Annotated in this window: 16 protein-coding genes; 7 read left to right on the top strand and 9 right to left on the bottom strand. The window is 65.2% G+C overall.

What is annotated here, in order from left to right; translation table 11 throughout:
• The first annotated feature begins 31 nt into the window (after window positions 1-31).
• The gene (locus AC3RX0_RS09650; protein ID WP_491505763.1) at window positions 32-679 is read left to right on the top strand and encodes an NUDIX hydrolase; all 648 of its coding nucleotides are present in this window, start codon (window positions 32-34) and stop codon (window positions 677-679) included.
• On the opposite strand, the gene AC3RX0_RS09645 is transcribed toward AC3RX0_RS09650, so the two are convergent.
• The 8 genes from AC3RX0_RS09645 to AC3RX0_RS09610 form a co-directional block, all read right to left on the bottom strand.
• Window positions 667-1,167, bottom strand: coding sequence for a GNAT family N-acetyltransferase (locus AC3RX0_RS09645; RefSeq protein ID WP_491505762.1), 501 nt, complete (start codon window positions 1,165-1,167; stop codon window positions 667-669). The two genes, AC3RX0_RS09650 and AC3RX0_RS09645, sit on opposite strands and share 13 nt — an antisense overlap.
• A complete protein-coding gene (locus AC3RX0_RS09640) occupies window positions 1,164-1,463 on the bottom strand; it encodes a type II toxin-antitoxin system TacA family antitoxin (protein ID WP_491505761.1) in 300 nt (99 codons plus the stop codon). Before AC3RX0_RS09640 ends, AC3RX0_RS09645 begins: the two co-directional genes overlap by 4 nt.
• Window positions 1,464-1,528: 65 nt before the next feature.
• Complete coding sequence (locus AC3RX0_RS09635) at window positions 1,529-2,314, bottom strand: IclR family transcriptional regulator (RefSeq protein WP_491505760.1); 786 nt, start codon at window positions 2,312-2,314, stop codon at window positions 1,529-1,531.
• Window positions 2,315-2,326: 12 nt separating this feature from the next.
• Window positions 2,327-3,097 (bottom strand): amino acid ABC transporter ATP-binding protein, encoded by a 771-nt coding sequence (locus AC3RX0_RS09630; protein ID WP_491505759.1) that lies wholly within the window; start codon window positions 3,095-3,097, stop codon window positions 2,327-2,329.
• A complete protein-coding gene (locus tag AC3RX0_RS09625) occupies window positions 3,094-3,735 on the bottom strand; it encodes an amino acid ABC transporter permease (RefSeq protein WP_491505758.1) in 642 nt (213 codons plus the stop codon). The genes AC3RX0_RS09630 and AC3RX0_RS09625 overlap by 4 nt, the downstream gene beginning before the upstream one ends.
• Before the next feature lie 19 nt (window positions 3,736-3,754).
• Complete coding sequence (locus tag AC3RX0_RS09620; RefSeq protein WP_491505757.1) at window positions 3,755-4,402, bottom strand: amino acid ABC transporter permease; 648 nt, start codon at window positions 4,400-4,402, stop codon at window positions 3,755-3,757.
• Window positions 4,403-4,411: 9 nt separating this feature from the next.
• Window positions 4,412-5,254 (bottom strand): transporter substrate-binding domain-containing protein, encoded by an 843-nt coding sequence (locus AC3RX0_RS09615; protein ID WP_491505756.1) that lies wholly within the window; start codon window positions 5,252-5,254, stop codon window positions 4,412-4,414.
• A 74-nt stretch (window positions 5,255-5,328) separates the two neighbouring features.
• Window positions 5,329-6,357 (bottom strand): NAD(P)-dependent oxidoreductase, encoded by a 1,029-nt coding sequence (locus AC3RX0_RS09610; protein WP_498165948.1) that lies wholly within the window; start codon window positions 6,355-6,357, stop codon window positions 5,329-5,331.
• A 20-nt stretch (window positions 6,358-6,377) separates the two neighbouring features.
• On the opposite strand from AC3RX0_RS09610, the gene AC3RX0_RS09605 reads away from it, so the two are divergent.
• The gene (locus AC3RX0_RS09605; RefSeq protein ID WP_491505754.1) at window positions 6,378-6,623 is read left to right on the top strand and encodes a DUF1653 domain-containing protein; all 246 of its coding nucleotides are present in this window, start codon (window positions 6,378-6,380) and stop codon (window positions 6,621-6,623) included.
• Between the two features lie 27 nt (window positions 6,624-6,650).
• Here AC3RX0_RS09605 and AC3RX0_RS09600 read toward each other — a convergent pair whose 3' ends face one another.
• Complete coding sequence (locus AC3RX0_RS09600) at window positions 6,651-7,667, bottom strand: LacI family DNA-binding transcriptional regulator (protein WP_491505753.1); 1,017 nt, start codon at window positions 7,665-7,667, stop codon at window positions 6,651-6,653.
• Window positions 7,668-7,917: 250 nt separating this feature from the next.
• On the opposite strand from AC3RX0_RS09600, the gene AC3RX0_RS09595 reads away from it, so the two are divergent.
• The 5 genes from AC3RX0_RS09595 to AC3RX0_RS09575 all read left to right on the top strand — a co-directional run bounded on the left by AC3RX0_RS09595 (window position 7,918) and on the right by AC3RX0_RS09575 (window position 12,799).
• On the top strand, window positions 7,918-8,901 hold the full coding sequence (locus AC3RX0_RS09595; protein ID WP_491505752.1) for an asparaginase: 984 nt from the start codon (window positions 7,918-7,920) through the stop codon (window positions 8,899-8,901).
• A gap of 31 nt (window positions 8,902-8,932) precedes the next feature.
• Complete coding sequence (locus AC3RX0_RS09590) at window positions 8,933-9,814, top strand: polysaccharide deacetylase family protein (RefSeq protein WP_491505751.1); 882 nt, start codon at window positions 8,933-8,935, stop codon at window positions 9,812-9,814.
• Window positions 9,815-9,916: 102 nt separating this feature from the next.
• Window positions 9,917-11,281, top strand: coding sequence for an MFS transporter (locus AC3RX0_RS09585; protein WP_491505750.1), 1,365 nt, complete (start codon window positions 9,917-9,919; stop codon window positions 11,279-11,281).
• Window positions 11,278-12,045, top strand: coding sequence for an SDR family NAD(P)-dependent oxidoreductase (locus AC3RX0_RS09580; RefSeq protein ID WP_491505749.1), 768 nt, complete (start codon window positions 11,278-11,280; stop codon window positions 12,043-12,045). The genes AC3RX0_RS09585 and AC3RX0_RS09580 overlap by 4 nt, the downstream gene beginning before the upstream one ends.
• Before the next feature lie 10 nt (window positions 12,046-12,055).
• Window positions 12,056-12,799, top strand: coding sequence for an SDR family NAD(P)-dependent oxidoreductase (locus AC3RX0_RS09575; protein WP_491505748.1), 744 nt, complete (start codon window positions 12,056-12,058; stop codon window positions 12,797-12,799).
• The last annotated feature ends 49 nt before the right edge of the window (window positions 12,800-12,848 follow it).

Raw genomic sequence — 12,848 nt, 5'->3', positions numbered from 1 at the left:
ACATTGCGCAAGAGTACGTAAAATCGGAGTCATGGCTGAGTGCGTCCGCGGTCTCGAGGACTACCCGCGTCCCTCCGTCGCGGTCGACACCGCCGTGCTGACCGTGGCCGAGGGCACGCTGTGCGTGATGCTGCTGCGCGAGAGCGGCGAAGACCCGTGGCGGCTGCCGGGCACCTTCGTGCATCCCGGCGAACGGCTGGTGGATGCCGCGACCCGCGCGCTGCGCGACAAGGCCGGGGTGAGCAGCATCCGCCCTCGTCAACTGCACGTGTTCGATACGCCCGACCGCGACGACCGCGGCTGGGTGATGAGCGTCGCGCACTACGATGTGCTGCCGGCCGCGAGCCTCGCGTCGGACCGGGTGGAGCTGATGCCCGTCGCCGAACTGCCGCCGCTGGTCTACGACCACGCCGAGATCGTCGCCTTCGCGGTGGATGCCGTGCGCGGAGCGTACCGAGCATCACCTGACCCATCGCAGCTGCTCGACGAGCCGTTCACGATGCGTACGCTGCGGCGCCTGCACGAGGCAGTGCTCGGGGGGCGGCTGCTGCCCGACACCTTCCGTCGGACGATGCTGCCCGGGCTCGTCGCCACCGGCGAGTTGTTCACCGAGGGGCGGGGGCGGCCGGCGGAGTTGTACCGGCGAGCTGAGCGCACCCGGTCCGCTCAATCCACGTAGCGTTCCAACGCCGTTATCGGCACCATCAGGTGCAACCCGTCGACGGGCGACGGGATGAAGTCGCCGTTGTGCAGGTAGAAGTCGCGTGCGGCCTCGTCGCGGCAATGCACCAGCACGGCGGCCGCGCCGATGCTGCGGCTGAGGAGCACCCCTCTTAGGAGAGCGTCGCGAAGAAGTCCGGCCCCGATTCCTGATCCGCGGTCGCGGTGGTCGACGGCGAGGCGCGCGAGCAGAATGCACGGGATCTGCGCGGGTCGCCCCTTTGCGAGCTGCTCGGGCGCTGCAGCGCGTTCCACGGCCGCCATCGCGAGCGCGTAATATCCGGCGACGCGCTCGCCCGCCGTGGTCACGTACGTCGTGGCGTTGTTCGCGACCTGGTTCTGCCATGCGTACTTCGCGAACCACTCATCGAGTTCGGGTGCTCCGCTTGCGAACGCCCGACGGTCGACATCGCGGGTGAGCTTGCGGGGCGGCGAATAGGCGATCACTCGGGTGTCGCGAACGGCGTTCTGCGTGCGAACAGGCGGTCGAACTTCGCGGTGGACGGCAGCGGGGCGTCGAGCAGGCGGACGAACTCGTCGAACTTTACCGGGTCCGTGACGAACCAGCGGCGGTCGGCCAACACCCGTTCGGCGCGATCGACGGCGCTGTCCAGGACGAAGTCCGTCACGGTGCTGTCGGTCGCCTCAGCGGCGCGACGAAGCACCTCCTCTTGACGCGGAGTCGCGCGCAGACTGATGCGGCTGCTCTTCGCAGGGCGTGCGGGGACGGTGGTAGGGGACATGGTGATACCTCACACTTCGTACATCCATTGTACGTACGTCACGTGCGATGTCCACGGCTAGACCCTCACTCCATGGGCATCACAAGCGAGATCCGCTGCGCGGCATCCTGAAGCGCCGGCAGCCATCGCTGCAGGGTGTCGACCGTCGCGCGGAATGCCGGCGCCGCAATCGAGATCGCCGCGCGGGCGAGGGGAACGGGATCGCGCATCACGGGCGCGGCTATCGCCCGGATGCCGACTTCGTGCTCTTCGTCGGCGATGGCCCAGCCCTGCTGGGCGACCTTCGTCAGTTCGCGACGGAACTCCGCCCTATCCGTGATGCTCTTCGCCGTGAACGCCGTCAGATCGAGGGTATCGACGAGGTGGCGTCGCGTCTTCTCAGAGCTCATCGCAACGAGCACCTTGCCCTGCGCAGTGCAATGCAGCGGGCCGAGCGTGCCCGGGCTGCCCGTGACGCTGACGGAATGTGGACCGCGGACGTAGTGGACATAGAGCTGATGGGTGCCGCTGAGCACCGCCATCAGGGTCGCTTCGCCCGTCTCAGCGGCCAGCTCCTCGAGAATCGGCCGTGCGACCCCGGTGAGTCCACGCGCCTGGGCCACGGTCTGGCCCAGCACGAAGGTCTCGAGCCCCAACGTGTATCGGCGCGTGCGCTTGTCGAGTACGGTGTAGCCGCGTTGCGTCAGCGACGTGAGCAGCCGGTAGGCCGTGCTCAACGGCACTCCGCATTCGTCTGCGAGCTCCGAGGCCTGCCGGCCCGCGGCATCCACCGATACCGCATGGAGCAGGTCCAGGGCCTTGTCGAGCATATTGCGGTGGCCGTTGGGCGATTCCGCAGTGAGTTCAGTCATACCTTCATAGCCTCAAAGCACTTTATCCAAGAACGCCTGCGTGCGTTTGTGCTGGGGATTTCCCAGCACCTGCGCGGGCGTGCCCTGCTCGACGATGACCCCGTCATCCATGAAGACGACGCGATCGGACACCTCTCGCGCAAACCCGATCTCGTGCGTGACGATCACCATGGTCATGCCCGCGAGCGCCAGATCTCGCATCACGGCGAGCACTTCACCGATGGTCTCGGGGTCGAGCGCGGATGTCGGCTCGTCGAACAGCATGAGCTCGGGGTCCATCGCCAGCGCCCGAGCGATCGCTACCCGCTGCTGCTGACCTCCCGACAACTGACGGGGGAATGCGTCACCGCGCCCTTCGAGTTTGACCTTGGCCAGCAGACGCTCGGCCTCGGCCTTCGCCTGAGCCGAGCCGATCTTCTTGACCTTGCGTGGCGCCAGCATGATGTTGTCGATGACCCGCAGGTGCGGGAACACGTTGAAAGACTGGAACACCATGCCCATCTGCTCGCGTGCCGCACGCAGATCGGTGCGCGACGAGCCGATGTGATGGCCGAGCACCGTCACGGATCCGGAATCGAAGGTCTCCAGTCCGTTGAGGCAGCGCAAGAGCGTGCTCTTGCCCGAACCCGACGGACCGATCACGCAGACGACCTCGTTCTGGCGGACGTCGAAGTCGATCCCCTTCAGCACCTCCACAGACTTGAAGGACTTGTGCAGCTCGCGAACCGATACTGCGGGCGTGCCGTCGCCCGCCGGTCGGGGTGCGATCGGCTCGTTCTTCATGCGAGCCTCCTTTCCAAGCGGCGGCCGAGCAGCGCGAGCGGGTACGAGATCACGAAGTAGAGCGCGGCGACGATGAGAAAGACCGTCAGCGGTTCGTTGTTGATCGTGCTCACGATATGGCCCTCCGAGGTGAGCTCGGTGACGCCGATCACCGAGGCGAGCGACGACGCCTTCACCAGCGAGATGAGGAATCCGATCGCCGATGGCGTCGCGATCTTCAGCGCCTGCGGCAGGATCACGTGGCGCATCTTGGTGACATAGCTCATCGCCAGGATGTCCGCTGCCTCGGACTGCCCTCGCGGGATCGCGAGGATGCTGCCGCGGAAGATCTCGGCGACGTACGCGGACGAGTAAATCGACAGCCCGATGATCCCCGTCGTGATGGCCGACAGCGTCAAGGCCGGAAGCACCAGCGGCAGAGCGAAGTACATGAAGAACAAGATGATCAGCGGCGGGATGCCGCGGATGACGTTCGTGTAGATGTTGCTGATCCAGCGGGCCACACGCAAGGGCGAGGTCGCGGCGACGCCGAGCAGCAACCCGACGATGCTGCCGATGATCGCCGACGCCACCACCAGGATCACCGTCAGCACCAACCCGGTGAGCAGAGCGGGCATGAAGCCGAGTACGTCTGTCATCTCTTCGCACTCCCCCCGGTCACCAGCGGAACAGCGTTCGCTCGGCCAGCCGTGATGCCCCGGCCAGGATCGCCGACACCACGTAGTACATGGCGGCCGCGAAGGCGAACAGCTCGATCGTCAGTTGTGTCTGCGACACGAGCTGGTTCACCTCGTTGGTCAGCTCGTTCAGCGAGATCACCGAGGCGACCGACGAGAACAGGAACAGGACGATGAACTGGTTGGTCAGCGCCGGCAAGACGTTGCGCAATGCGGGCGTGAGCGAGACGTGCATGAGCGTCTGCCACCGCGATAGGCCCAGCACGGCCGCGGCTTCGTGCAGACCGGTGGGCACCGACTCGAGCCCGGCGCGGAAGATCTCTGCGGTGTAGGCGGCGTTGTTCAGCGTCAGCCCGAGCAGCGCCGATGTGAACGGATCGAGATTGATGCCGAGCTGCCCGAGCCCGAAGAAGAACAGATACAACTGGACCAGCAGGGGTGTGTTTCGAAAGATCTCGATGTAGATCCTGCTGGCCCAGTTGGCGACCGGGTTCCTTCCCGATTTCGCGATCGCGAGCGGTACTCCCAGGATGGATCCCGCGATGAACCCGACCACCGCGATGAGGACGCTCATCCCGAGCGCGCTCAACATCTGCGGCAGATAGGTGGCGGCGATCGCGAAGTTCATCGTGGCGGGTTACGGCTGGTTGGTGATGATCGCCGGCAGATCCTCGTGGAACCACTTCTGATACAGCTTGGCGTCCTGACCGGAGGCGATCAGGTTGCGGATGAAGTTGTTCAGATAGTTCAGCCAGATCTGCTGGTCGGGCAGGACACCCATCGAGATGAGGTCCGGATCGATCGGCGGAATGTTCAACGTCGCCAGATCAGGGTTCTTCTCGGTGATGTCCTTGACGGTCGTCGACTCCTCCATCGCGGCATCCGTCTTGCCCGACTTCAGAGCCTGAAGCGCGTCGGCGATGTTGTCGAAGCGAACCGGCTTGGCCTTGGGGAAGTTGTTCGTGATGATCGTGTCGTTTGTGCTGCCCCTGGCCACGGCGACGGACTTGCCGGCCAGATCGCTGAGGCTCGTGATCGGCTTGTTCTTGCGGAAGAGCACGCCCGCGCCCTGCGCCTTGTAGGGAATCGTGAACGCGACCTTCTGGGCGCGCTCGTTGGTCGCCGTGTACGACGAGATGTTGACGTCGGCTCGATTGGACTGCATGACGGAGAGCCGCGCCGTGCCGTCGATGGGGACGAGCTCGAGTTTGACGCCGAGAGACTTCGCCAGCGCTGCCGCGATGTCGGGCTCGTATCCGACGATCTTGCCGTCCGGCTGCTTCACGCTGCTGGGCGGGAAGTCGGGAAGCACCGCGACGCGCAGAGTGCCTCTCTTGATGACCTGCTGCAGGGTGCTCGAGGTGCTTGCCCCCGCTGCGGGACCACTCCCGCCGTCTGCCGTGCACGCGGTGAGCGTCAGCGGAACGACGGCGAGGGTCAGTGCGAGCAGTGTGAGTCCGGTCTTGCGTCTGATCTTCATCGATGACTCCTTCTCACAATAAGAGAGTGACTATCACGTCACAAGAAATAGTGTCCGCCCGTTCGTACCGCGTGTCAATGGGGATCAGGATGCCGTTCGATCCGGTTCTCGATCGCACCGTCACCGCCGAGGGCACGAAGGTTCCGTTCGATGAGGCGTTCGGCGCCGACGGGCCGGCCGCCGCCCGCATGCGGAGTGATGATGAGGTTGGGCGCATCCCACAGCGGGTCGCCCGCCGGCAGGGGCTCGGGGGTGGTGACATCCAGTGCCGCACCGCTGATGGCGCCCTCGCGCAGAGCTGAGATCAGGGCGGCCTGGTCGACGACGTCTCCGCGACCGACATTGACGAAAAGCGCCCGTGCGGGCAGGGCGTCGAAGACCCCGGCGCCGATCACGCCGCGGGTGCTCGCAGTCGCGGGAAGGATGCTGATCAGCACGTCGGTGGCAGGCAGCTCCTCTCGCAGCTGACGAGATTCGATGACGCGGATTCCGGCGCGTTCGCCTGGATGCCGGGCCACGCCGGTCACGGATGCCCCGAGTGCACTGAGGATGGGCGCGAGCGTCTGGGCGATGCTGCCGAAGCCCCAGATCAGGACGCGGGCGTCCAACAGCGTCGTGACCCGGTCGACCGGATGCAGTTCGTGGATTCCGCCGAGTTCACGTGACCAGTCGTGGCGCTGCTGATGCTCCAGCGCGGCCGGCAGCCGCCGGACGAGTGCGAGGAGGAGCGCAAGCGCGTGCTCGGTCACGGTGCGGTTATGCAGGCCCGCGCCGTTGGCGATCACCGTCTCGGGCCGAAAGCCCCTGCTCAGAATTGCCTCGACGCCAGAAGACAAGGACTGCACGAGTCGCAGTGTGCGCAGGTGCTCTGCGGCCGAATCAAGATGCTGCGCCGACGGACCCCACGTGACCAGGGCGTCGGCGTCCCAGTGCTGTTGTGGGATCTCCGCTGCGCTGTCGACGATGAACGCATCCCACCCGTTCGGCAGCTGCAAGGAGAGGGAGACCGTGTCGGGGAGGAGGAGCTTCATGGTCTCATGATATGGGAGCTGCTCTCGCACGTGGCGTGGTAGGCCGCAGCGCCATTCCGGTTGAGCGGCCATGCGCCGGTAGCATCGCGAGAATGAGCATGACGCAGGGTGGCAGCTCGGGTGAAGGCCCGGCTGTCGAGCCCGGGATCTATGAGCATTTCAAGGGCAATCGCTACGAGGTCTTCAGCGTCGCGCGGCACTCCGAGACCGAAGAGGAGTTCGTCTGCTACCGGCAGCTCTACGGCGACTACAGCTTCTGGGTGCGGCCACTCGAGCTGTTCACGGGCGCCGTCGACCGCGACGGATACAGCGGTCCGCGCTTTCGACGCGTGGCGTAGCGCTGGCTGAGACGAGAACGCTTCGCGTCACACCGCGACCGTCGAGCCGCGAACGATGAGTTCCGGCGTCAGCCGCTGCGATGAGACTGGTTCGCCGGCGATTCGCCGGAGCAGAGTCTCCAACGCCACGCGTCCCATACGGTGCATCGGTGAACGCACTGTGGTCAATGAGATCGTGATCGATTCCGCGAGCGGTGTGTCGTTGTATCCGACCAGCGCCACATCATCCGGGATGGTCAGCCCTTTGTCGCGCAAAACACCCATCGCGCCGATCGCGGCGAAATCGTTGGTTGCGAAGATCGCATCGGGGTAGGGCGGCTCGGCGAAGATCTGCTCGGCTGCAGCACGTCCAGCGACAGCGTCGAACCCATTGCGGATGATTCGGTTCTCAGGCACGGCAAGACCGGCGTCGTTCAGCGCGTCGACCAGACCCTGGGTGCGCTCGAGGCCCGTCGAGGCGAAAGGAAGACCGGCGATGACGGCGATGTCGCGGCGCCCCAGTGAGAGCAGATGCTCGGCCACAAGCCGTCCGCCTTCGAGATCGTCGCAGGTCACCGCGATATGCCGGCCGCTGCGCCGCGAGGTTAGGACGAACGGAATCTCCTGATCGGCGAGTTCGTCGAGAAACGGGTCGCCGAAGTGCGCATCACCGAAGATGAGGCCGTCGACGCGTCGGTCCAACATGTTCTGTGTACGTGCGTGTTGCAGGGCTGGATCGTCGAGCGAGTTTGTGACGAATGTCGACACGCCGTGTTCCGCCGCAGCCTCATCGATCCCCTCATAGATCGTCGCGAGAACGAAGTCTTGCAGGCGAGGGACGAGAACCCCGATGAGGTTGGAACGCGAGGTTCTCAGGCTGGTGGCATGCGGATTACGGCGGTACCCCCCAATCCGCGCCGCTTCGAGGATGGCGGCGATCGTCTCAGGCGATGCCCAGCGCTCGGGCTGCTTCTCACTCTGGTTGAGGACCCGCGACACGGTCGCGACGCTGACGCCGACCCGCTCCGCAATCATGCGTTGGGTCATCGGGCGACGTGCTGCCATCACTCCTCCTGATCTCACTCCCAAGCGTATGGGAAGGCGCATCCGGGTCGACGCTTCACGCGTCTGCGGCCGCGACGTCTCCGAGACACGCTCCGGTTTCGTACTCCTTGAGAGGTCGACCTGTCTTCGGGGAGGTTCTTCCACAATCGATTGCCCTAATCGATTGACGTAAACGATTGTGTAGTGCATCATAAGACGTGCCGCTCGCTTCTGGACAGATCTGGAGCGGCCACCGACCAGGGAGGTTGCAATGGCGCATATCGTCGTTCTCGGCACCGGTGGGACGATCTCGTCCCGATCCGGCGCTGCCGGCTCCGTGGCCACCGACGATGCGTTCACTCTGATCGGGTCAGCTCATGAGGCAGAGATGGCGAACCTCGAGGCGTTCGACATCCTGCGTAAGAACTCGTTCAACCTCACACTCTCGGACATCCGTCATCTCGCCGATGCCATTCGCGATCAGCTCGCCCGGCCCGAGGTGGACGGCATCGTGGTCACGCACGGCACGGACACGGTCGAAGAAACGGCATTCTTCGTCGACCTGGTCCATGCCGACCCCCGGCCGGTTGTCTTCACCGGTGCGCAGCTCGCTGCTGACCGCCCAGACAGCGACGGGCCTGCGAACCTGCGCGACGCGATCGCGCTCGCCGCGGACGTTCGCTCGCGCGCCCGTGGCGTTCTGGTCGCGTTCGCTGGTCGGATCTATGCCGCGCGCGGACTGCAGAAGACCGACACCCTCACGCACGATCCGTTCACATCTCGCGAGGGCGGGCCGATAGGGCGCATCGTCGACGGAAACGTGCATCTCGTGGCAAGCCCGCTCCGCCCGGAAGCACTCCCGATGCCGGGCGCCGCATTCGACAATGCGGCGGTGGAGATCGTGCCGTGCTATCTCGGTTCCGGCTCCGCCGCCTTCCGGCGTGCCGTCGACGGCGGCGCGCGCGCAATCGTGCTCGCCGGAACCGGAGCCGGCAACCTCAACGTCGATCTCGTGTCCGCAGTGAAGAATGCCGTGGCCAGCGGTGTCGTGGTCGCTTTGGGAACGCGCGTGCCGAATGGACCCGTAGTCCCCATCTACGGAGGCGGGGGTGGGGTCGACGCCCTCGCTGCCGGCGCGGTGCCGCTCGGCACGCTCTCTTGTGCTCAGGCGCGCATCTTGATTGCGCTGCTGCTGGAACGTCACGACCCGCCCGAGACGGCAGCGCTCCTGCGCGAATACTGCACGTCCTCGTGACGGTCACCACCCGAGAAGAAAGGAACAGACAATGGCGAAAGAGATCTTCGTATCGTTCGGCATCGATGTGGATGCGGTCGGGGGCTGGCTCGGCTCCTATGGGGGTGAGAACTCCCCAGGCGACATCTCGCGCGGCGTCTTCGCCGGCGAAGTGGGCGTTCCGCGGCTCGCTGAGCTCATGCGGCGCAACAGTCTTCCCGCCACCTGGTTCTGGCCGGGCCACTCTATCGAGACGTTTCCCGAACAGTTCGACCGCGTCGTCGAGGCCGGCTTCGAGATCGGCGTTCACGGCTACAGCCATGAGAACCCCATCGCGATGACCCGTGAGCAGGAGTCCGACATCCTCGACTACTGCATCGACCTGATCGAGCATCGCTCGGGCCGCCGGCCGAGCGGCTACGTCGCCCCGTGGTGGGAGTTCTCGCCCGTGACGAATGAACTGCTCATCGAGCGCGGCATTCGCTACGACCACTCGCTCATGCATCGCGACTTCGTCCCGTATTACGTGCGGGTCGGCGACAGGTGGACCAACATCGATTACGACAAGCCGGCGGCCGAATGGATGAAACCGCTGGAACGCGGCCACGAGACGGACCTCGTCGAGATCCCGGCCAGCTGGTACCTCGATGACCTGCCCCCGATGATGTTCATCAAGTCGAGCCCCAACAGCCACGGCTTCGTCAACCCCCGCCACCTCGAAGAGATGTGGCGCGACCAGTTCGACTGGGTCTATCGAGAGATGGACTACGGCGTGTTCACATTCACGGTTCATCCCGACGTGTCGGGACGTCCGCAGGTGCTGCTCATGCTCGAGCGATTGATCGAGCACATCAATGGCCACTCCGGCGTGACATGGGCGACCTTCGACCAGATCGCCCAGGACTTTCAGACGAGGTTCCCGCGCACCGCGTGACCTCATCCGGCTCGGGTCGTCGCACGCCAGACGGCCCGAGCCAGGGCGGGCGTCGCCGACGACGCCCGCCAACCAGCGAGCGAATGACACAAAGGAGTCATCATGAGCACGACCTCCAGCCCGGGCGGTACGGGCCTGAGAACTGTCGGAGTGCGCGAAACCCGACGCGCAACCTCCATCGCCTTTTTCGCGTGGGCCATCGCGGTCTACGACTTCATCATGTTCGGGACGCTGCTTCCCGACATCGCCAAGAGCTTCGGCTGGGACACGAGCTATGCGCTCCTGATCTCCACTCTTGTGAGCATCGGCACGTTCATCGTCGTCATCTTCGTCGGCCCGCTCGTCGACCGGCTGGGCCGAAGGAAGGGCATGATCATATCGGTCACGGGCACGGCGCTCTCGTCGGCGGCGACCGCGGCGACGATGTCAGGCGCGTATCTCGTCGGCATCCGCTCGATCAGCGGCCTCGGCCTGGCAGAGCAGTCGATCAACGCGACGTATCTGAATGAGCTCTACGCGCAGACCGAGGACAAGAAGATCAAGCGCAATCAGGGCTTCGTCTATTCGATGGTCCAGACCGGATGGCCGCTCGGCGCCATGCTCGCCGCGGGATTCGTCGCGATCATCATCGCCATCTTCGGCGTCGACAGCTGGCGTATCGCGTTCCTGCTGGCCACCATCCCCGCACTCATTGTGGCGCTCATCTGCCGCCGTCTGCGAGAGAGTCCGCAGTTCGAGGCGCAGCAGGAAGTGCGCAAGCTCCGCAAGGACGGCGACGTCGGAGGTGCGACCGTGCTAGCCCGTACGCTCGGCCTCGACGAGAACGCCGCGGCACCGCTCAAGCGCATCTTCCACGGCAAGCACCTGCGCAACACACTCGTGCTGTCGTTGGCGTGGCTCGTCAACTGGTTCGGGATCCAGACCTTCTCGGTGCTGGGCACCACCGTGCTGCAGACCGGCAAGGGGATAGACGCGTCCAATGCGCTCATCCTGGTTGTGATCTCGAACATCGTCGCTGCCCTCGGATACCTCACTCACGGCTGGCTCGGCGATCGCTTCGGACGTAAACGCGTCATCGTCGGTGGCTGGATCCTCGGCGGTATCTGCTTCGGTGCGCTCCTGCTCGGCCCCAGCCAGCCTGCGTACGTGCTCGTAACGTACATGCTGGGGCTGTTCTTCCTGCTCGGTCCGTACGCTGCGATCATGTTCTTCCAGGCCGAGTGCTTCGATACCGATTGCCGCGCGACCGGCAGCACGTTCATCGGCGCGATGAGCCAGCCCGGCGCGATCATCGGCGGATTCATCCTCACCGCGCTTACGGCCGCCTCGGTACCGTTCTCGACCGCTGCTTTCTGGGTCGGAGCGGTGGGCACGCTCGTTTCGGGTCTGGTCATGCTCGGAGCGAAATCCGTCGCGCCGCAGGGCGACATCGCTGCTGTCGAGGCCGCTTCGGAAGGAGTCGCATGATGGCTGACTCACCCGTCTCCATCATCAGCGGCGGCGCATCCGGCATCGGACGTGCGACCGCGAAGCGTCTCGCTGCACGTGGTGACCGCGTCGTCATCGGGCGATTTCCCGGCGACCCGCACGATGCCGGCATCACCTTGGACGGCGTCCATGCCGTCGGCGGTGAAGGTGTCGTGGTGGATCTCGACGTCAGCAGTACCGATTCTGTTGAGGCCTTCGTACGCCGTGCCGTCGACGAGTTCGGCCGGGTCGACCACGTGGTGGCGGGTGCCGGTATCCTGCGCCGAGCGGAGTTCGCATCGATGAGCGATACACAGTGGGACGAAGTTCTGCAGGTGGACCTCTATGGAGTGATGCGGATGGCGCGGGCGGCGGCGCCGCATCTCGGGCCCGGGGGCTCGGTCACCGCCATCTCATCCATCGCGGGAGGCGTCTACGGGTGGCAGGAGCACGCGCACTATGCCGCAGCCAAGGCCGGTCTGCTCGGCCTGATTCGCAGCATCGCGGTGGAGTGCGGTCCGCGCGGTGTGCGCGCCAACGCGATCATTCCGGGTCTCATCGAGACACCGCAGTCGATGGATGGCGTCAATTCCCTGGGGCCCGAGGGGCTTCGCCGAGCCGGTGACTACATTCCGTGGGGGCGCGTCGGCACTCCGGAGGAAGTGGCATCCGTCATCGAGTTCTTCAGCTCGGATGCAGCAGCCTATGTCAGCGGCCAGGCCCTGGTCGTCGACGGCGCGCTGACCGTGGCGATGAGGGACTGAGAGGGGAATCATGGCATTGAACGGGGCATTAGCAGGACGCACGGCACTCGTCACCGGCGCAGCGAGCGGCATCGGGCTGGGCATCGCCCGGCTGTTCGTGGAGGAAGGCGCGCAGGTGGTCCTTGCGGATCGCAACCCGACAGTGGAAGCGGCGGCCGATGCCATCGGTGCTGCCCGCGCCGTCGTCTTCGACGCGACGGACGAACCGGATGTGACCCGCGCAGTGGCTGACGCCGCACGGAGTCTCGGACGCATCGACACCTTGGTGACCTCGCACGGCATTCTCACTGAGTCGCCGGTTGCGTCGATGAGTCAGGCGACGTGGGACCAGACGATCGCGATCGATCTGACCAGTGTGTTTCTGCTGAACCGCGCAGTCCTGGCCGGCATGATCGAACGTCGTGATGGGCGGATCGTGAATGTGGCTTCTCAGCTGGCGATCAAGGGCGGTGTGGGGCTGGCGCACTATGCCGCTGCCAAAGCAGGAGTCGTTGCCCTGACGAAATCACTCGCCCTCGAAGTATCCAAGAATGGCGTGCTGGTGAATGCGATCGCGCCGGGACCGATCGAAACGCCGCTCGTCGAGGGAATCAGCGAGGACTGGAAGGCGGCTAAACGAGCGGAACTGCCGCTCGGCCGGTTCGGGCAGGTCGACGAGGTTGCGCCGACGGCTGTTCTCCTGGCGTCGAATCCGGGTGGGAATCTCTACGTCGGGCAGGTACTCGGCCCAAACAGCGGGGACGTGATGCCCTGATGTGCGGAGCGTGCGGTGTGGCGCATGATGATCGGCCGACTGCCGTTCT

This window comes from Microbacterium sp. W1-4-2, from assembly GCF_058349885.2.
This window is presented reverse-complemented; position numbering and strand designations above follow the sequence as displayed.